An 18,598-nucleotide genomic window follows, 5' to 3' on the forward strand; every position below is an offset into this window, starting at 1 on the left:
GAGATAGATGAAATATTATAAAATTACTAATTCAAAAGAATTTGAGTTGTATTGCGTAGGGATGCCCTATGAAGAGGAGGAGCGTCTTAGACTGTTTGAAGAAAAAAAAATTGACTATATGTATGCTTGGAATAAGCCAGAAATAATTCAATTCATATTGTGGAAGTATAATGTAAGAAACAGTTTTTACAATCCCGCTTCATTTTGTGATTTTCATGAATGGGTAGGTTCTTCCTTACACAATCCTCCTATTAGAGGGCAAATTGACGGAAGAATATGGGTGATTAGTCCAAAAATTAAGAAAGTTATTGAAACGTTTAGAATGCCTGATCATCGTTTTTATGAGGTTGAAGTAAAGGCTCTACACTCGCAAGAAATTCGAACGTATTATATATTTCATCTATTATTTTCGCCTTATGATAAATTACTCTACGAAGAAATAAGTTTTAGTGTGGAATACACAGATTCTACAAAAAATGAAAAGACCATTGAGGCTTTTAAAAAAGGATATGTTCAATCAAAAAAACATTGGTTTGATATTAGGAATACTATAAGCGAGGCGAATAAACATTTGTCTGTAGAAATGTACCCCAATGAATTTATCTATAAGAAAGGGTATGATATATTATGGGGAAAAATGGGCCCCATAATTTTTAATGAAAAAGTGAAGGCTGCTTTAGAAAAAGTGGATTTATTAGGAGTAGAACTCAAAGAATGGAATGAATATCCAATTATTACAGGGTTTTCAAGTAAGAATTCTCAAAATATTTGACAATTATGAATCTATACAGACCGACAGCGAGTTATCGAGACATTTTTGACCATAGGTTTACGGAAGCCTCAATGAAAGATTTAGCTTTATTGAGTAAAGGAGAAGATGGTTGGAGGGAGTTTATGCAGAAAAAAGTTACTTTGAAAATAAAGGCAACAGATAGGGGAGCATGGTGTACGAATTATTTTGGAGGAATCCCTGATTGGTTATTTTATCATCATAGAATGCTTCCAGAGAAGGAGTATCCACTACAGCTCAACAGGATGGTTGTGGTCAGTGAAAAAGTAAAAATCGTTTTAGAGCAATATTGGCTACCACCTGCTCATATATTTATTCCAGTAGAAGCTGAGGTTACTATAGTACGTGATGCTGTAAGAGCATCTGAAGCAAATAAGGCAGAAGAAGTAATCAGAAAGCGATATTATGTATTGTATATGCCTATTTTAGAGCAGTTTGAAGATATATATTTTCCGTCATTAATAATTACTTTTAATTATGAATATGATATATATGATAGAAGAGAACTTCGAGTATGTCATGGAGGAGAAATTTCATCCTATGAAGAATTAGTTGAGGAATATGAGCGATTAAAAGCCAAACATACTTTTGTAAAAGTAAAAGTTTATGGAGACATCGTTTATAAAAAACCTTATGATTTGGTTTTCATTGATCGTTTGATGGTCAGGAAGGAACTTAGAGAAGCACTTTATGAATCAAAACTAAAGGGAGTTGTTTTCCAAAGAGAGGATAATCAACAAATGCGATTTCATTTGGAAGAGTAAGTATAATTTAATTACAAACATTCAAAAACCAAAAAAAAAATGAACAAAACAATCACCCTTTTAATCATCAGTAGTTGACTATTCGCTACCTCTTGTAGCAAAGACGAGGAGAATCCGAAGGCGGAATTGTTGAGCAGTACAGCTTGGAAGATAGTGGCAGGTTCGGTAGGTGGTTTGGAGGAAAGTCTAAGCGATTGCGACTTTGACGACCGCTACTACTATCGTTCGGATGGTACGTATGAATACAACAATGGGGCGGAAAAGTGCTTTTCGGATGACCCCGAGGAAGTGATTGGTACTTGGGAGTTGACGGACGATGGCAACAAAATCCATATTGTAGCAGGTGGCGACGACCGAAATGTGGACATCATCGAACTGACCGAAACCCGCTTGGTTTGGGAGACGAGTAGTTTTTTGGGGACATTGAGGCAGGAGTTACTTTTCCTCCTAATGATTTTCACCAACAAATGCCAAATGATTTGTTTTTGATAAAAAATATAGATCAATTGAAATGGTTGTTTAAGACTCCACCTACTCAAGCGGCTATTACTAATGCGATGAATAATATATTACCACAACTTAATGATATGTTTACTCAATCTAATAATAAAGCTTTTCTAAGAAGTGTTTTTGGAATGCAGGATGGACAAAGTCAGATTACTTCACAAAATATTACTTACTTTGTAAGTAATCATTGGATTAATATAACTTCTTTACCACAATAATATGAAAATAGTATATTCTACACAATATCAAATATCTAATTATAATACTGTTAGCAATTGTTTAAATTATTTGATTTTTGTGGCTTATAATAACACAGGACAAAATTTGCATGAAAGAAATCGTCATATTATTTGTTTTGATTTGGTTGAATCTAAAGATAAATGGAGTTTTCCTATTACAGATTTCATTCCTTCTAACTACGGAGGTATCGTTGAAATTTTTCCATTTAATTTTGAATGTTTTTGCTTTACAGCAGATGGCGTTAGTTATTTTACCAACTACGAGAATGGGAAAGTACTAAGAAAAACACACCACTATCCTATGTATTGTAGTGAGGATATTTTCTTGACTATTAGATTAAAAGAAGATAAACAAGAATTTATTCGTCTTCAATTAGAAAGTGATACAAAACTTGAATTTGAACTATGGTCAACAGAATATGAAGGTAGAGGTAATATTATCTGTGTGACAAAAGATAAATTTATTTTTCAAGATTGGGATAGAAGGATTGCTAATGCACATTCCCTACTTACAGGAGAAAAGGAATGGACTTTTGATTTTGGTAGTTTGGGGACAGACTATTGGGGGGAAAGACTACAAATAACAGGGGAGGTAAGTGCTGTGGAAGATAAAATAGTTTTGCCATTGAGTGACCGATTGGTAGTGATTGAAGAATCACGAGGAGAAGTAGTATGGGATACTTCCTCTAAAGGTATTGGACTTGGAGGTAAAAACACTGTTGTTGTTGGAAATGTAATATATGCCTTTAATTTGGAGTTTATTTACCAATTTGATGTATATACTGGAGAGGTCTTAGAAAAAGTCAGTTATGCTGAGGAATTGAAGAAATACAAAGTTCCTCGTGGTGAACGTTTATTCTTGGTCAGTGATAAATACATTATCATGGCAGTAAGATTGGAGGGATGGATTCTATTTTTTGACAAATCCACTTACAAAGTTGTCGATAAACTATCTGCAAATGATTTCTACGGAGATAAATATGAATCTATAATTATTGCTGATATGCAACTGATTAAAGATAAACTTTTGGTAAGAGATGGTGGATTAAAGTTGCATATCATTTCATTAGAAGATGAATCAGTGTCTATATAATTATATAAATTCAACCAATCAAAAAAAATGAACAAAACAATTACCCTTTTAATCCTCAGTAGTTTACTATTCGCTACCTCTTGTAGCAAAGACGAGGAGAATCCAAATGCCGAATTGTTGAGCAGTACGGCTTGGAAGATAGTGGCAGGTTCGATAGGCGAATTGGAGGAAGATTTAGACGATTGCGACTTTGATGACCGCTACTACTATCGTTCGGATGGTACGTATGAATACAACAATGGGGCGGAGAAGTGTTTTTCGGATGACCCCGAGGAAATCATTGGTACTTGGGAGTTGGTGGACGATGGCAACAAAATCCATATTGTAGCAGGTGGCGACGACCGCAATGTGGACATTATCGAACTGACCGAAACTCGCTTGGTTTGGGAGACGAGTAGTTTTTTTGGGACATTGAGGCAGGAGTTTGAGGCGGCAGAGTAGGGAATATCGAACACTGAATAACGAATATCTCTGTTGTTTACAAACTGGATGGTGTCCAAAAGGTGGTGGCTATTCATAAGAAACATGGGGAGATGGTTCTTCATGATGTAGAGGGAATCATAAAATGGGCGGTTGTGCAACCCTTAGAGTATCTTGCCGATTTTGCTTTGTATAAATGGATAGACAACTATCATTTTGGTTCAGAACTGCAAGTACTAACACCTTCGGGGGTTAAAATTCCCATGAGTAGTTTTGATATTTATGAGTTGATTGGTGAGGCGAATAATAAATTTAGGTTTTACTTCTCAAAAAATACAAAAGGAGGTGGAAATGGCGGAGGTGGAGGTGGACCTCCGAAACTACCTATCATAAAGAAATTAGAAAGTTCGTTGGGCTTAAATGAACAACAGGCTCAAGATTTCTACAATGGGTATGGTAAATTTAATACTCCGCCAAGTCCAGAAAGAAACCTGCAAATTGAAAATTAGACTTGTACGGATTTGATTATGATAGAGTTATGTGAAAAGTGATTTGTTGTGTGCAATTATTTTCCTCTTGAAAAACATTTGTTATAATCAAAATATAGGACTCTTTTTCAAAACATTTGTTTATGAGTGTTTTAAGCATAAAATAATAAATCATTAAATATTTTCAATAATTTATTATTCACTGATTATCGAGCCGAACAAGTCTATTATCTTACGACTAAGAACACTGATTTTCCCGCTGCAATAAAAAATGATCCTGATAAGATTGAGTTTTTGGAGATGCTTTCTGAGAGATTAGGAAATAATCCTGGAAATGAAAATATTTTGAAGACCTTTGCAGGAGGGGCTGACGGAAATGGAGGAAATGTGTTGATTGATGCTTGGAAGGCGATTAAGAATAAGGATGGGGATATTTTTGATTTGATGGATGGGTGGGAGACTAAGAAGTTTAGGGATTTTTATGAGGATTTGAGGAATAAAGAGGATTTTAGATTAGGTATTTTTGATAACCCGAAATTGGTAGATACATGGGATTTCTTGGATACCAAACTACCTACAAATCTCCGTCATTATGCAGCGGATTTAGCTCATGTAAAATTCTTTCAGGATAATGATGTGAAATATGCGTTAAATTGGATAAAAAGTGAACAACCTAAATTATTTGATGACTATCCTGATTTGACTCCTGGAGCAATTGTCTCTCTAAATTATTATTCAACTACTTCAGGCTACCAAATAAATTTTTGGCTTAGAGAGTTACCTATTTTGCCTGAGCATATGTCAAAATGGACTGAAGAACACGCTAATAATGTTTTAAGATTTTTAGATGAAGCTTTTGAAAAATTACCTACTTATAATACAAGTTCTATGCTACTTAGGTTGGACAGTCGAAGTCCTGCTAATGAAGTTAATTTGATTTCAACAGGGAAACAATTGAATTATCCACATTTCATATCTACAACTAAATCGAAACTTAGTTCGTTTTTACAACCATCTCAGAATATGTGGTCAACTAATACACAAGATTTTATATTTGAAGTCAGTAATCCTAACTCCATTAAAATAATTGATTTTCAACCATTTTCTCGTGCTAATAAAGAGTATGAGGTTTTATGTATTAGAGGTAAAAAATTAAACATACTAAATGATGGAGAGTTAAAACCTTATCCAGTTCCTAGTGTTGAAGAGATGATTTCTTCTCCTGTTCCCAATGGAGAGATACCAATTAGTGCTGAAGAAGCAGAAGATTTAATTCATCTTGTTTTAGATGAATGGCGAATTTCGAAAGCAAACCCCAATGCTATTCCAGAAAGTCAATTAGGAGCTGAGTATTATAACAGTGCCAATTATCAAAAAGCGTCAAAAATCTTAACTTTTTCAGTTGAAATCATTGACTATTCGAAAGCAAACCCCAATGCTATTCCAGAAAGTCAATTAGGAGCTGAGTATTATAACAGTGCCAATTATCAAAAAGCGTCAAAAATCTTAACTTTTTCAGTTGAAATCATTGACTAATATATTAAATATAAATGAATAATAATATTGTTGAAGGAATAGTAAGACAAAGGCTATCTAGAAAAACTTATATGGTAGAGTTAAATGATGGAAGTCTTATTCATGTTCACTTAGCTCCTAGTTATATATGGAACTACTTAAGACTATCTATAGATGAGAAAATATATGTAAGATTAATCCCCCCAGATAATAAAGAAGGAACCTTATGGACGGATACAAATAATAAAAGGAAAATGGATTTGTGAGATTAGCCTGACAATTGAGTTATGTGATAGAATAAATTTTATTTCGAATTAATAAATATGTGTTAATGTCAACCAAAAAAATGAACAAAACAATCACCCTTTTAATCCTCAGCATTCTACTATTCGCTACCTCTTGTAGCAAAGAGGAGGAGAATCCAAATACGGAATTGTTGAGCAGTACGGCTTGGAAGATAGTGGCGGGCTCGGTAGGTGGTTTGGAGGAAAGTCTAAGCGATTGCGACTTTGACGACCGCTACTACTATCGTTCGGATGGCACTTATGAATACAACAATGGGGCGGAGAAGTGTTTTTCGGATGACCCTGAGGAAATCATTGGTACTTGGGAGTTGGTGGACGATGGCAACAAAATCCATATTGTAGCAGGTGGCGACGACCAAAATGTGGACATTATCGAACTGACTGAAACCCGCTTGGTTTGGGAGACGAGTAGTTTTTTGGGGACATTGAGGCAGGAGTTTGAGGCGGTGGAATGAGGTATTTGGATATTAGATATTGAGATACTGGATATTGGTTAGTATAAGTCATTTTATCATTGTAATTCAATTATAGATTGTAAACGGTTGTGGAAATTTGAAAAGATGCCGAAATTTGAAATCTCTATTTTTTGTGAATATTTTTTTAAAGTTTAAAATTAAAATTAGCACGACATGAACAAATTTTTTACACTTATTTTTTTGGTTTTTGGGCTTTTGGCTGCTGACTCTGACTGGGTGGTTGGGCAGGAGATGGTTTTGGTGAAGGAGATTTCTGCCAATGAATTGAATTATAGCAGAACAATTTATTCAAGTGAAGACAAGCTTTTTTTTACAATTAGCCCCTTTCAAGGATCGGTACAGTTGGACCTTTGGGTAACAGATGGAACAGAAGAAGGCACAGTTTTTTTACACAAATTACCTCAAAATCCTCAACTGGATGTGTATCAAGGAGTATGTTATTTTAGTGGATTTGATGAAGAACATGGAAAAGAACTATGGCGTAGTGACGGAACAATAGATGGTACTTATCGTCTGACCGATTTAGCAGAAGGAAGTGCTAACGCAATGCCGATGGCAATGGTGGGTTTTAAAGATGCGGTTTACTTTTGGACATTTACGGAGGAGAGCGATGAGCAGATGAATATGTACAGCATTGAATTAGGAACAGGTAATATAGTGCTGGAAGAAGTGATTGAACTGACAAAACCCAGTAACCCTTCAATTTCTCCAATGCTAAATAAGCATAGAGTGGTTATAGGAGAAACATTGTATTTTGCTGCTACTGACTTTCGGTTGCGTAAGAAGACAACAAGAGGAACTAATTCTGAAACGGTTTTTGACTTTGAAGGTGAGCCTGAAGATTTTATAACTACTGATAATTTCCTCTACTTTATAACAGATAATGAAACTCTGTGGCGATTGGATGTGAATACAGAAGAAAAAATAAATTTAGACATATATAATGCTAGTAATTTTTCTCCCTGGTCAGAGTTTACCCCTTACAAAGACATACTTTTATTTAACAACGGTGACCATTTCTCAGATGGTGAGCTTTGGGCAACAGATGGTACACCTACTGGAACGAGTCTCATCAGAACGTACAAGGAGGATAATTTCCTTGTAAATAATCCCGAATATTTGACTGTATTCAAGGATAAGGTTTATCTGTCTGTAGGTGATAACTATAATGCTCCTGATTTTTCAGAAGTTTTGGGAGAAGGTAAAGAGTTGTGGGTAACAGATGGCACTACCGAAGGTACACAAATCATTATTGACATTAGAGAGGGGTTTAGAAGTAGTAATCCCAGACACATAGTTACTTTGGGAAGCTTACTTTATTTTATTGCCGACTATGAACAGGGGAAAATAGGCTTGTATCAATCCGATGGAACAGCTGATGGAACGATATTGCTAAACGGCTCTCTATCTAATCTTGGATTTACCAGTAGTAGCATAAGACGATTGTTTGTGATAGGAGAACGTTTACATATGTTGGTAACGAATAGTGAAAGCAATGTGGAAATTTGGGCTTCAGATGTAATCAATGATATTGAAGTGTCTAACTATCTGACAGAAATCAAGGTTGTACCTAATCCTTTTGATAAAGAAACCCTATTGGTTTTTCCCGAATCTTTGGGTAAGCAAGTTTCCTTAAATGTATATACTACTATCGGTCAAAAAGTGTCTATTTCTTATGACCAAACAAAAGAAGGTATTTTGTTGAAAAGAGCAGGTTTGGAAACAGGGATGTATTTCTTTGAATTACGAGAGGGAGATATTGTTTTGGGAAATGGAAAACTGATGATAGAGTAAGCTAAAGATTAGCTGCCTTTCGGAGTAGATTCCGAGTTACTTAAGAAAATTGAGTTTCTAACATAAAAGAAAATTTTGGTGTATGAAGCCTAAAATACTACCTATTGGTAAATGGTTGTTTATTGTCCTGTTTATGGGCTTGTGGGGGCAGTTCGGACAATATCAAATTTACCAAAAAAGGAGGAATAGTAGGAGATGCTCGTTTGGGTTTGATGTCGGATGTGTATATCCCGATTAGTCAGCAAAAATCGGGTATTGTTTTGCGAAAAATGATAACGGGAGATACAGAAAGTGGCTGTTATGTGAGCATTTCTTGTGATGGGTTTGAAGAATTGAGTATAGACGCTACGGTTATTTTCAGTCGGGATTGGTTATTGCCTTTGGACGGGAATGGAGAAGTTATCAATGATGCCAATATTCGAGCGAGTGGCGATATCAGAACAGTGGTTAGTGATTGGGAAGAATTGGTGGTACAGATAGACGATTTCACGCCTTTTGCAGTGAAAGGATTGGAGGATGTATTGAAGCCTGTCAGCAGTTTGGCGGAAGTATTGCGTTTCACGGTTTACAATCGTTGGGGGCAAAAAATCTATGAAGCATCAGGCAGTTCGGCTGCTTGGGATGGCACTTTCAAAGGCCAAGATGCACCGATTGGTTCGTATGTTTGGACGGTGGAATATTTACCAAAAGATGCAAAAGCACCGAGATTGGAGCAAGGGTTTGTGGTGTTGGTGAGGTGAGTTTATTCCCCCTTCACCAACACCACCTGCGTCTTATCCGCTTTGTTCACCTCCATCATAAACTGTCGGAAATCCTCGTATTTTTCGGCGGGTAAGTCCACTTTATTTTGCTGAAACTTGCGGCTGTATTGCAGTTTACCATCTTCACTCATAAAAAACTGAGCTTGGTAAGTACCAAATTCTGATTCAATTTTGACGGGTTCACTGGGCATACTTTCGATGGCAAAACCTTCGGGAATGGTGTAATGTACTTCGTCTTCGTAGGAGTAAGGGCGCTGCAATACAAGAGGTTGCGTGCGTTCCTCCATTTTTTTCGGAACTGTGGTGATGCGGCTCAACAAGTTGGGGTTGATCAACAGTCTTTTACCTGCTTTTGAAGCGTATTGACGGGCATGGATGTCGACCTGCAATTCTACCAAAGGTTCGTCTTTGCTGACGGTTGTAAATTCGTATTCGTTGATGGTGACACCGCTCAATTCAATTACCTCTTGCAGCCATTCTTCCTGTTCTCTCGGTGAAGCCAAAGTTGCGACTGCTCGTGGGTAATCTTGCTGCAATCCTCGGTATCGAATGTCCACCTTTGCAGCAATGCCTCCATCTTCTAATATTCTGGCTTCAATGCTGCGTTCCCGCTTGTTGTCTTTTGCAGTGCTGGCGGGGGTGCGAATAATTCTACTGCCCTGTTCATCAATCAACAATACATTTCGGTCGTCTGTAAAATCGCCCATATAATTGAGGGGAGATTGTTGGCTTGTACATTCGAGCCACAGCGTATCTTGTTCTTCGGACAAAGGTACGGTCAAGAAAATGTGGTTGAACTGATTGCTGCAAAATCCTGCACATACTTTGGAGGCTTTTCGCCCTGCTTTCACCAATACGGGTTTTGAAGGGATGTCAATGACTTTGAGCATCGCCTGCATGTAGTTGGTCAGGGCTTTGCAGTCGCCATAGTTGTTTTTTTCGACATCCTTAGCTTCAAAAGTTTGCCATCCTCCAATGCCCAATTGAATGCTCACATAGCGGGTGTGATCTTGTAGGTATTGGTAAACAAGTTTTACTTTTTCTTTATTGGTTTTGGCATTTTCGGTCAGTTGTCGCACTTTCAAGATGGTTTCGGACGAAAGTTCATCTCTGCCCTTGTTGAGGGCAAAATACCATTCTCCAAAACTTTCCCAACTATCCATGCTTCCCGAATATCCGTCAATTTTGAAGTCAGTTGGGGCGGTCAATACACGCAATACTTGACCCGACCAAGCAGGACCATAGGGTTCTATTTCAATGGCTTTTAGGTTTTCAGTTTTCCATGTGTAAATGGTAGAAGCAGCTTCTTTCGCAATTTTGGGCTTCAATTCATCGCTTTCGGAATAGTAGCGAAGCGGTAGTGAATTGGGTACTTCAATGATAAAGTTTGACTTTTGTACAGCTAATCCTTCCTCAGATTGAGGATACCAAGCTGGATAAAACAACAACCCTTTGTAATTGATCGTGTATTCGTATTCAATGGTATAGGGGTAATCATCATACACCATTTTGGCTGTTACCACACGGTTGTCGCCGTAGCCACTCGAAAAAGTGGTGGCGCTCATATCGCTCACCTCTTCTTTTTTGAGTTTTCGTACAGCTTTGCCATTGGCGTCGTACAGTGTAGCCGTGATTTTACTCATGTTGGTGAATTGGTCATACTGTTCGCTGATGTACCCAAAATCTCGGCCATTTTCGTTAAGGATGGTAATGGCGCAATAGTTTTTGTAGGTGGCAGTTCCCTCAGTTTTGACGGTGAAACTTTCAACGGAGTTTCGGATGACGGCTTTTGCTCCTTTCACCAATTCGGGAGGAATGTTTCGGGCAGCATATATGGGTGCATCACCAGCGGCGTAGGTGGTGGAGGCATTGCTGTATTGGACTATAAAAATGGTGATGTATAACGTTATTAAATAGGTAATTTTTTTCATTTTGTTTTTCTGTTTTTTTGACAAAAGATATAAGACAAAACTATTCCATTTTCTTCAATACAATCTGCTCGGCGTGTTTGGCTACTATCAAATCGTAAAATTCTTTGATTGCTTTGTATTCTTCTGGCTTAAAAAGTGTTTGATTGATAGATAACTTACTCATCATCTGCAATTTATTTTCATTTGCACTGATATTGTAGGTAAATGAACCACCTTTCTCGGGAAGTACAAGGCGCATTGCTTCAGGCATTTCTTCTACTGCATAGCCTGCGGGTAATTCCAGATTGAAGATGTAGGTATAGCTGTACCCATGGCCAAAATCTACGGGAAAAGTGCGTTCTTTTAGTTTGAAGGGGTTTTCTGTTACACCTTCATTGAGCATGGGATTGAGGTAAATACGTCCATCTGCAATGGTAGCCACAGATTTGATGTCGATTTGGTATTCAGATTTTAAGGGTTCAGAAACATCGTCTTTGTTCTCGAAAGTGTATTTTTTCATATCCATGTCTGTGATGTCTTCCTTAAATCTATCTTGTGCAAATTTTTCTTCCCCATCTTCCTTTAGGCTGATTCTGTTGTAAAATGCAGAATAGTCTTTGTCGGAACACGCAATTGTTCCTTCCAAGTTCCCTTCTTCGCTCAAGGTGAAGGTAGCATTGGCGAGGTGTTGGTATTTTTGTTTGGAAGTCAGCGATTTCCATTCAGGTTTGTCTTTGTTTACCACAAATGCCATTTGATTGAGGTCGTTTTCGTCCAATAAATCATAGGGGCAATTGTTGTGAATGGCATCCAACCAATATTCTTCTTCTCCAATTTTGACATAAGCAATGACGTGATTAAATTGGTCTAAAAAGGGGTAAATGTGGGTTCATTTTACCATGACTTCTGAGTACTCAAAATAGCTGGTTCTGCATCTATGTCTGCTTCTCTAAGCATTAAGCACAACATGAGGTTGATATCAGCACTATTTCCTGTTTTTTCACTGAAAACATTGTTGAGGCTTTGGCTTGTCCAATTGTTGTAGTAGCCATTCCACTCCATATTTTTTCGTATATAATCATAGATAGCCACCATTTTTTCTTTTTATTGCTTTCTTTTGCCACAACATCGGGTACTGCTTTTTTTACAGATCCATTGCTGTATCCCTTCAAACTCAAACCAAAATCTTCATCTTTCCATAAAGCAGCTTTTTCGCTTTTTATAATCTTCCATAAAATGTTACGAGGAAATTTGATGGTTTGCAAGTTGATAGCCAACTTTGAGGTGGTCATTGGATTGGTCATAAAAGGTTCTTCAAGGGCGGGAACATTTTCAGCTATTCTGCGATAGTAAGTTCCCGAATAATTGAAGGGTTTGCCTGATAGCATTTCTGTGTTGGAGTAATTTTCTTGTCCGCATTTCTTGAAGTGAGAACCTTCATAGTAGTCGGCATAGATAAAATATTTGGGGATTTTTACCCTATAACTCTGTATAATGTAAAATAGGCTCAGAAGTTTGAAAGTACCAATCAGGCACTATATAGTTTTCAGAAATAACGGTGTATATGTATTCAATGATACATCCTTCTTTGACAGCAGGCATCGAAATTTTCTTTTGATTGTAGTTCTTGTTGACTTCTTCGTCAATGATGGTTTTTTTATCCAATTTGTGCTCTACCATTTTACCACCATCCAATACGTAGGTCATCCCTTTGATATTGATGATTTTCCCTCCTCTTGCTGCATAGCCTATACTAATATCTGCCCAATCGAAACCTGCTTTGTTGAGGATTTTTATGCGGCGATGCCGTGTGTATTCAGTATAGCCACGTCCCAATTCGAAATCTACTTCGCCAAAATCTCCCAATATAATGGCGGCGGCATCAGGATCGGCTTCAAATTTTTCCATCTTCAAATCACTCATTTTAATATCTCCAAATTTCATGGGAGTGGGTTGTGCCAATAGTGGCATACTACAAATAAGTGATAAAAAAAATATCAATAGCTTAGGAAAAAAGTTCATATAAGGTTTTTTTTATTGTTAATAACGTTTTCAGTCTTGATTTAATGCTATAATTGAAAATTTTCGTCAATTTATACAATAATATTGATTTTTGAAAAAAAATCATAACAAACTGCAAAAAAAAACTGCTGATTGCACATTGGCAATCAGCAGTTCTTCATTCAAAAGATTCCTATTGAAGTTTATTCTCAAAAACATTGGATTTTAACATACAGCATTTTATCAGAAGAAACTTCAACTGAAACTTCAACTGAAACTTATTTGTTGTTTTCAACACTAACTTTTACTGCTGGTACTTCAGCATTTACAGTCGTAGTACCTTCAGTTTTTGTTTCAGCAGCAGCTTTGGCATCACTTGCTTTTTTGGAGCAGCAGCCCGCAGCACCAGCAGATTTAGAGCAAGATTTTTTTGCGGTTGTAGCGTCTTCTTGAAGAGAAGCTTTCACAACAGTTACTCCATCAGTTGTTTCTTGAGTAGTTGCAGCAGCTTTGGCATCACTTGCTTTTTTGGAGCAGCAGCCTGCAGCATCAGCAGATTTAGAGCAAGATTTCTTTGCAGTAGTAGCGTCTTCTTGAAGAGAAGCTTTTACCACAGTTACTCCATTTGTTGTTTCTTGAGTAGTTGCAGCTGTTTCAGTTGCAGCTTTTTTACTGCAAGCAGCTGCGGACTTAGAACATTGAGCAAAAGTGTCATTTCCAAGTGTGAACAATACAGCAACTACTAATAGTGCAAATAAATTCTTCATGAAATTTGTTGTTTGATTGGTTAATAAAAAATTTCGTAATTTTTATGTAAAGATAAATAATTATTGGGGAGTAAGATGTTAAGAAATTGGTTAAAAAGTATTAATGTAACCATTTAGACGAATTTTGGTTTTTATCGAATGGGCAGACTATTTGGGCAGGGTAAAGTAAAAATTGGTGCCTCGATTCAATTTGGAGGTAAACCAGATTCTTCCTTTGTGACGTTCTACAATTTTTTTGCAGATGGCCAAGCCTATTCCTGTACCTTCGTATTCATCTCGGTTGTGTAGTCGTTGAAAGATGGCGAATACTTTGTTTTTGTATTCTTCATCAATCCCAATTCCGTTGTCAGCGATTTTGAAGATGTAATTATGTTCATCCTCTTGCACACTGATGCGAATGATAGGGGTTTCGTCTTTTTTGCGGAACTTGATGGCATTACCTATCAAGTTTTGCACCAGTTGTATCATGTTCAGGTAGTTAGCATCGACTGTTGGTAAGTCTTTTGCAACAATTTGGGCATTGTTTTCTTTGATTGTACTGACGATGTTTCCTTTCACAATCTCTACCAATAGATTGAAGTCAACTTGTTCTAGTTCTCCTCGGTTTCGGCTAATACGTGAATATTGAAGCAAATCATCAATGAGTTGATTGATCTGACTAGTGCTATTGACCACAAAATTCAAGTATTCTTTGGCTTCTCCATCCAAAAGGTTTCCATATTTTCGCTCTAATAGCTGCGAAAAGCTGGAAATGGTTCGTACAGGAGCTTTCAGGTCGTGAGAAGCGATATAGGCAAATTCCTCCAAGTCAGAATTGGAGCGCATAAGGTCAAAAGCCCGTTCTGCCAATTTTTTTTCAATTCGTTTCCTGTCTTCAATCTCTTCTTTTAACTGGTGTTTTGTTTTTAGGTTTTGAAATAGTGCACCAGCTTTATGGGCCATTACGGTATAAGAAGGTAACACTTTAGAATCTATTTTGCTGTAATAGGGTTCATCTACCGCTTGTTTGCCTGTCACAATCACACCCGACAAATCGCCAATGTGGTTAAATGTCGGACAAACAATAGCTTCTGTAAATTGAATATTACTTAAATATAAATAGATAGGATGCTGAGGAGTAGCGATAAAACTGTGTTTTTGAGATACTATATCGGCATCAAAATCTAAACATTCAGGAACTTCCAACATTCCGTGCTGTGCCAAGGTGGAAATTTGGTGATTGAGTTCGTCAAACTCGAAAAGAATACATTTTGGAAGTTTGAAGGCAAGGGCAAAATGACCTACAGTTGTGAGGGCAAAATCCGATATTCGCTGAATACGCATGGTTTTGTCATCGTATTGTTGGATGATTTTCAAACGGTTTAGTTCTTCATCCAATTCATGTTTTGTTTCTGTTAAATGCTGCTCTACCAACACACTTCTTTCTACCTGTTCTTCAAGAGCCTTACACTTACACAATAGTTCTTCGTATGTAGGCTTTGATACAGAGGACTTGGTTAAACTCTCCATCATTGATTTCTCAATAGAGGGTGGACGGGGCATATAATTATACTCTTTGGTAAAGTTTTTAAACTTCAATAAGTAATTCAGAAAATCTTTATTACTCGTTAAATAAAAGGTATTTGAATATACCTTTTCATGGCAATTATTGGGTTAGTAGAATTTTTATTGTAAAGTAAAATAGTGGAAGTAAGTAGTGTTGGGTCAAATTTATGAACCCCTACCTTTATTATATAGGGGATAAAAGAAGCAGCGATATACTCTATATCAAAGTTAATACTAATTTATGTATTTTTCAAACTTAATTTTATTTTGGTTCAAATTTTAAAGACACTGAATTGATGCAATAGCGCAAATTGGTCGGTGGTGGACCGTCAGGGAATACATGTCCCAAATGGGCAAAACACCGATTGCACATCACTTCAACACGTTTCATACCAAAAGTATTGTCTTCGTTTTCATAAATATTTATTTCTTCAATAGGTTTCCAGTAACTGGGCCATCCTGTACCAGATTTATACTTTGTTTCGGATGAAAACAAGGGTAAATCACAACAGACACAGTGATAAGTTCCTTTTTGTTTATTATCCCAATATTCACCAGTGAAGGCACGTTCTGTACCTTTTTGTCGTGCTACATAATACTGTTCTGCGGTCAATTGAGCTTTCCATTCCGCTTCTGTTTTTTGTACCCTTTCAAAAGGTAATTTGTCCTGGTCTGTCGAAGTTATGGCTGTATCATCCTGCAATTTCACTATTTTTGCAGAAGTTTCTATTTCAGATTTATCCATAGCCATTTTGCTGGGATTTTGGTTTTGAGAACATCCCATTGCTGTTACTATCAATAATAATAACATTCCAATAATTCTTCCTGTGGCTTTCATGTTGTTAATTTTTTAAGTATTCAAAAAGCAGCGTTCTTGATATACTATAAAATGCAAAAATGATGTAAAACGTTCTGCTTGACAACTCAATTTCTTTTCATAATGCTGGTATAGGACAAATTAAACAAAAGCAGATAAATTATTCGCTGTATCTTTGCTCTTCATCGAATAAGAGCTTCAAATAATATAGTACAGTGATTAGTTAGCTGTTTATTAGTTCTTTAATACGATTAAGTCGAAGTTTTAGGTAAAAAGAAACTGCCATTTATTTAATATTTGTAGCAATAGGAAAAACTCCAAAAACCATGAACAGTACGCTTCCAAATTTCCAAGAAATTCTTCAAAACCTCGATATTGAAGCCCTCAATGAGATGCAATTGACAACCATTGAAGCGGGGAAAACAACGCAAGACATTGTACTGCGTTCACCCACAGGAACGGGGAAAACACTTGCTTTTTTACTGCCCCTTTACAGCCGTTTGAAGCCAGAAAGTACAGTAGTGCAAGCGGTCATTTTAGTGCCTACCAGAGAGTTGGCATTGCAGGTGACGAGCGTTATTCAAAGCATGAAAATTCCTTACAAAGTAAGCTGCTGTTATGGCGGACACCCTGTTAGGCTTGAAAAGAAAGACCTCAAAAATATCCCCGATATTATAGTTGCTACTCCTGGGCGATTGAAAGACCATATATGGCGAGACCATATTGACATATCACAGGCAAAAATGTTGGTATTGGATGAGTTTGACAAATCTTTAGCCTTTGGTTTTCAGGACGAAATGGCGTACATCATTGGTCAATTGCCCTTGCTGCAAAAGCGGATTTTAACTTCCGCAACCCACTCCCTGCAAATACCCTCTTTTGTGGGGCTAAACCATCCTACCTATCTGGATTTTGAAGATGAAGAACAGATGCCACAATTGGAGGTGAAACTGGTGAAATCCCCCGATAAAGACAAACTCGAAACGCTTTACCAGTTGATTTGTAATTTGGGAGATGCGTCTATGCTTGTTTTCTGCAATTTTCGAGAAACCGTAGAGCGGGTTAGTAATTTTTTGCACGAAAAAGACATTGTTCACGACTATTTTCATGGTGGATTGGAGCAGATAGACCGAGAGAAAAAACTATTGAAGTTCAGAAACGGAACCTATCAAATTTTAGTTTCGACGGACGTTACGGCTCGTGGATTGGATATTCCCGAAATCCAGTACATTGTCCATTACCATTTAGCCCCCAAAGAAGATATTTTTGTGCATCGAAATGGTAGAACTGCAAGGATGCACGCCACAGGAACGGTTTTTTTGCTACAATCTCCACAAGAACAACTCCCTGACTATCTAAACAATACACTCGAAACGTTTGAACTTCACGAAAATGTATCTCCTCCTCCAAAACCTGAATGGCAAACATTGTCGCTCAACAAAGGTAAGTCAGACAAGGTGAGTAAAGGCGATGTTGTTGGTTTCTTAATCAAACAAGGAGGATTGCAGAAAGGAGACATCGGAATTATTGAAGTGAAACACTTCTTTTCACTTGTGGCTGTCAAAAGCAAGAAAATGAATGGTTTGGTAAAGAAAGTGGACAATCAAAAAGTCAAGGGGAAGAAGGTGAGGGTTTGGGTTGATGAATAATCGAGAAATGAAATTGAAGCAAGAAGGTCAATAAAAAACCGATAATTTTTCTGCCCACTCCAAAGGTTTAACCAAAGGTTGGTTGCAAAACTCCAAGTGGATTACACGCCTTTGTCGCTCGTTAATCGCTCGGCTCGATGCGTGAAAAGTCAAGGGCTTCATCAACATCACACCGCCATTTTTGACATTGCAGTAAGTGCCAGATTCTTTATTGCTATCATCGATTGAAGCGAACCTACGAACGCCTTTCAAATGAGATTTTGGGATTACCTTCAATGCGCCATTGTTTTCATCCGTATCATCCAAGTGAATTCTTATGGTAATGGTTTTTTCGAGAATATCGGCAGGAGGCTGAACACCAAATTGACCTCTTTTGAAAGTCCAACTGTTGTAGTTTTCGATAGCCACTTTTTTATTCACAGAAATGCTAAGGTCTTGATGGTAAGGTACAAACCAATTGGAGTCTTTGGGTTTGTCAAGATACATGGCTTTGGTGAGAAAATAGTCTTTTCCTCCAATTTCTTCAATTAGTTGCATCAATTGCTTTGTGAAAAGTAAGGGCTTCAATGCAGGGACATTCTTCAATAATTGCCTCACTGCAAACAAATTTTTCGTTTTCATGAAAGAAGCCTCTTCTGAATCTATGGCATCCATACATACAGAAATTGCAGCAATTTCCGATTCGGTGTAAACTGCTGCAATCACTGAAAAGCCAGATTCCTCCAGCTCTTGTTTATTTTCTTGGAAACCCATTGAA

21 protein-coding genes are annotated in these 18,598 nt (G+C 37.2%); 13 read left to right on the top strand and 8 right to left on the bottom strand.

Annotation, left to right across the window (positions count from 1 at the left end; genetic code table 11):
* The first annotated feature begins 7 nt into the window (after positions 1-7).
* From R3E32_13980 to R3E32_14035, 12 genes are all read left to right on the top strand, one after another.
* Positions 8-772: a hypothetical protein gene (locus tag R3E32_13980; GenBank protein ID MEZ4885837.1), complete on the top strand. Its 765-nt coding sequence runs from the start codon at positions 8-10 to the stop codon at positions 770-772.
* Positions 773-777: 5 nt separating this feature from the next.
* The gene (locus R3E32_13985) at positions 778-1,554 is read left to right on the top strand and encodes a hypothetical protein (GenBank protein ID MEZ4885838.1); all 777 of its coding nucleotides are present in this window, start codon (positions 778-780) and stop codon (positions 1,552-1,554) included.
* Positions 1,555-1,683: 129 nt separating this feature from the next.
* Positions 1,684-2,043, top strand: coding sequence for a lipocalin family protein (locus R3E32_13990; protein MEZ4885839.1), 360 nt, complete (start codon positions 1,684-1,686; stop codon positions 2,041-2,043).
* Complete coding sequence (locus R3E32_13995; protein ID MEZ4885840.1) at positions 2,040-2,279, top strand: hypothetical protein; 240 nt, start codon at positions 2,040-2,042, stop codon at positions 2,277-2,279. The genes R3E32_13990 and R3E32_13995 overlap by 4 nt, the downstream gene beginning before the upstream one ends.
* Position 2,280: 1 nt before the next feature.
* Positions 2,281-3,393: a hypothetical protein gene (locus R3E32_14000; protein MEZ4885841.1), complete on the top strand. Its 1,113-nt coding sequence runs from the start codon at positions 2,281-2,283 to the stop codon at positions 3,391-3,393.
* Between the two features lie 27 nt (positions 3,394-3,420).
* Positions 3,421-3,834, top strand: a complete 414-nt coding sequence (locus tag R3E32_14005; protein ID MEZ4885842.1) for a lipocalin family protein — start codon at positions 3,421-3,423, stop codon at positions 3,832-3,834.
* Between the two features lie 92 nt (positions 3,835-3,926).
* The gene (locus R3E32_14010) at positions 3,927-4,322 is read left to right on the top strand and encodes a hypothetical protein (GenBank protein MEZ4885843.1); all 396 of its coding nucleotides are present in this window, start codon (positions 3,927-3,929) and stop codon (positions 4,320-4,322) included.
* 279 nt (positions 4,323-4,601) lie between these two features.
* The gene (locus R3E32_14015) at positions 4,602-5,837 is read left to right on the top strand and encodes a hypothetical protein (GenBank protein MEZ4885844.1); all 1,236 of its coding nucleotides are present in this window, start codon (positions 4,602-4,604) and stop codon (positions 5,835-5,837) included.
* A gap of 14 nt (positions 5,838-5,851) precedes the next feature.
* Entirely contained in the window at positions 5,852-6,082 is a 231-nt protein-coding gene (locus R3E32_14020) for a hypothetical protein (protein ID MEZ4885845.1), read from the top strand.
* A gap of 80 nt (positions 6,083-6,162) precedes the next feature.
* The gene (locus R3E32_14025; GenBank protein ID MEZ4885846.1) at positions 6,163-6,576 is read left to right on the top strand and encodes a lipocalin family protein; all 414 of its coding nucleotides are present in this window, start codon (positions 6,163-6,165) and stop codon (positions 6,574-6,576) included.
* Between the two features lie 174 nt (positions 6,577-6,750).
* The gene (locus R3E32_14030; protein ID MEZ4885847.1) at positions 6,751-8,391 is read left to right on the top strand and encodes a T9SS type A sorting domain-containing protein; all 1,641 of its coding nucleotides are present in this window, start codon (positions 6,751-6,753) and stop codon (positions 8,389-8,391) included.
* 122 nt (positions 8,392-8,513) lie between these two features.
* Positions 8,514-9,131 (top strand): gliding motility-associated C-terminal domain-containing protein, encoded by a 618-nt coding sequence (locus R3E32_14035; protein ID MEZ4885848.1) that lies wholly within the window; start codon positions 8,514-8,516, stop codon positions 9,129-9,131.
* A 2-nt stretch (positions 9,132-9,133) separates the two neighbouring features.
* On the opposite strand, the gene R3E32_14040 is transcribed toward R3E32_14035, so the two are convergent.
* From R3E32_14040 to msrB, 7 genes are all read right to left on the bottom strand, one after another.
* Positions 9,134-11,083, bottom strand: a complete 1,950-nt coding sequence (locus R3E32_14040; protein MEZ4885849.1) for a DUF3857 domain-containing protein — start codon at positions 11,081-11,083, stop codon at positions 9,134-9,136.
* 40 nt (positions 11,084-11,123) lie between these two features.
* On the bottom strand, positions 11,124-11,876 hold the full coding sequence (locus R3E32_14045; GenBank protein ID MEZ4885850.1) for a hypothetical protein: 753 nt from the start codon (positions 11,874-11,876) through the stop codon (positions 11,124-11,126).
* Between the two features lie 142 nt (positions 11,877-12,018).
* Entirely contained in the window at positions 12,019-12,450 is a 432-nt protein-coding gene (locus R3E32_14050) for a hypothetical protein (GenBank protein MEZ4885851.1), read from the bottom strand.
* A 91-nt stretch (positions 12,451-12,541) separates the two neighbouring features.
* A complete protein-coding gene (locus tag R3E32_14055; protein ID MEZ4885852.1) occupies positions 12,542-13,084 on the bottom strand; it encodes a DUF3857 domain-containing protein in 543 nt (180 codons plus the stop codon).
* A 257-nt stretch (positions 13,085-13,341) separates the two neighbouring features.
* The gene (locus R3E32_14060) at positions 13,342-13,830 is read right to left on the bottom strand and encodes a hypothetical protein (GenBank protein MEZ4885853.1); all 489 of its coding nucleotides are present in this window, start codon (positions 13,828-13,830) and stop codon (positions 13,342-13,344) included.
* Positions 13,831-13,977: 147 nt separating this feature from the next.
* A complete protein-coding gene (locus tag R3E32_14065) occupies positions 13,978-15,372 on the bottom strand; it encodes an ATP-binding protein (GenBank protein ID MEZ4885854.1) in 1,395 nt (464 codons plus the stop codon).
* 265 nt (positions 15,373-15,637) lie between these two features.
* Positions 15,638-16,213: a peptide-methionine (R)-S-oxide reductase MsrB gene (msrB, locus tag R3E32_14070; GenBank protein ID MEZ4885855.1), complete on the bottom strand. Its 576-nt coding sequence runs from the start codon at positions 16,211-16,213 to the stop codon at positions 15,638-15,640.
* A 305-nt stretch (positions 16,214-16,518) separates the two neighbouring features.
* On the opposite strand from msrB, the gene R3E32_14075 reads away from it, so the two are divergent.
* Positions 16,519-17,841, top strand: coding sequence for a DEAD/DEAH box helicase (locus tag R3E32_14075; GenBank protein MEZ4885856.1), 1,323 nt, complete (start codon positions 16,519-16,521; stop codon positions 17,839-17,841).
* Positions 17,842-17,868: 27 nt separating this feature from the next.
* Here R3E32_14075 and R3E32_14080 read toward each other — a convergent pair whose 3' ends face one another.
* Positions 17,869-18,594: a phytanoyl-CoA dioxygenase family protein gene (locus R3E32_14080; GenBank protein ID MEZ4885857.1), complete on the bottom strand. Its 726-nt coding sequence runs from the start codon at positions 18,592-18,594 to the stop codon at positions 17,869-17,871.
* Positions 18,595-18,598 lie beyond the last annotated feature (4 nt).

Source organism: Chitinophagales bacterium (genome assembly GCA_041392475.1).
Taxonomy (GTDB): Bacteria; Bacteroidota; Bacteroidia; order Chitinophagales; family UBA2359; genus JAUHXA01.

Excerpts from the sequence above, each read along its gene's own strand:
- R3E32_14010 (MEZ4885843.1), top strand. The coding sequence starts at position 3,927 with ATGGTTCTTCATGATGTAGAGGGAATCATAAAATGGGCGGTTGTGCAA.
- R3E32_14055 (MEZ4885852.1), bottom strand. The coding sequence starts at position 13,084 with ATGAACTTTTTTCCTAAGCTATTGATATTTTTTTTATCACTTATTTGT.
- R3E32_13980 (MEZ4885837.1), top strand. The coding sequence starts at position 8 with ATGAAATATTATAAAATTACTAATTCAAAAGAATTTGAGTTGTATTGC.
- R3E32_14030 (MEZ4885847.1), top strand. The coding sequence starts at position 6,751 with ATGAACAAATTTTTTACACTTATTTTTTTGGTTTTTGGGCTTTTGGCT.
- R3E32_14005 (MEZ4885842.1), top strand. The coding sequence starts at position 3,421 with ATGAACAAAACAATTACCCTTTTAATCCTCAGTAGTTTACTATTCGCT.
- R3E32_14065 (MEZ4885854.1), bottom strand. The coding sequence starts at position 15,372 with ATGCCCCGTCCACCCTCTATTGAGAAATCAATGATGGAGAGTTTAACC.
- R3E32_14040 (MEZ4885849.1), bottom strand. The coding sequence starts at position 11,083 with ATGAAAAAAATTACCTATTTAATAACGTTATACATCACCATTTTTATA.
- R3E32_14025 (MEZ4885846.1), top strand. The coding sequence starts at position 6,163 with ATGAACAAAACAATCACCCTTTTAATCCTCAGCATTCTACTATTCGCT.
- msrB (MEZ4885855.1), bottom strand. The coding sequence starts at position 16,213 with ATGAAAGCCACAGGAAGAATTATTGGAATGTTATTATTATTGATAGTA.
- R3E32_14080 (MEZ4885857.1), bottom strand. The coding sequence starts at position 18,594 with ATGGGTTTCCAAGAAAATAAACAAGAGCTGGAGGAATCTGGCTTTTCA.
- R3E32_14015 (MEZ4885844.1), top strand. The coding sequence starts at position 4,602 with ATGCTTTCTGAGAGATTAGGAAATAATCCTGGAAATGAAAATATTTTG.
- R3E32_13985 (MEZ4885838.1), top strand. The coding sequence starts at position 778 with ATGAATCTATACAGACCGACAGCGAGTTATCGAGACATTTTTGACCAT.
- R3E32_14060 (MEZ4885853.1), bottom strand. The coding sequence starts at position 13,830 with ATGAAGAATTTATTTGCACTATTAGTAGTTGCTGTATTGTTCACACTT.
- R3E32_14050 (MEZ4885851.1), bottom strand. The coding sequence starts at position 12,450 with ATGCTATCAGGCAAACCCTTCAATTATTCGGGAACTTACTATCGCAGA.
- R3E32_14000 (MEZ4885841.1), top strand. The coding sequence starts at position 2,281 with ATGAAAATAGTATATTCTACACAATATCAAATATCTAATTATAATACT.
- R3E32_14075 (MEZ4885856.1), top strand. The coding sequence starts at position 16,519 with ATGAACAGTACGCTTCCAAATTTCCAAGAAATTCTTCAAAACCTCGAT.
- R3E32_14020 (MEZ4885845.1), top strand. The coding sequence starts at position 5,852 with ATGAATAATAATATTGTTGAAGGAATAGTAAGACAAAGGCTATCTAGA.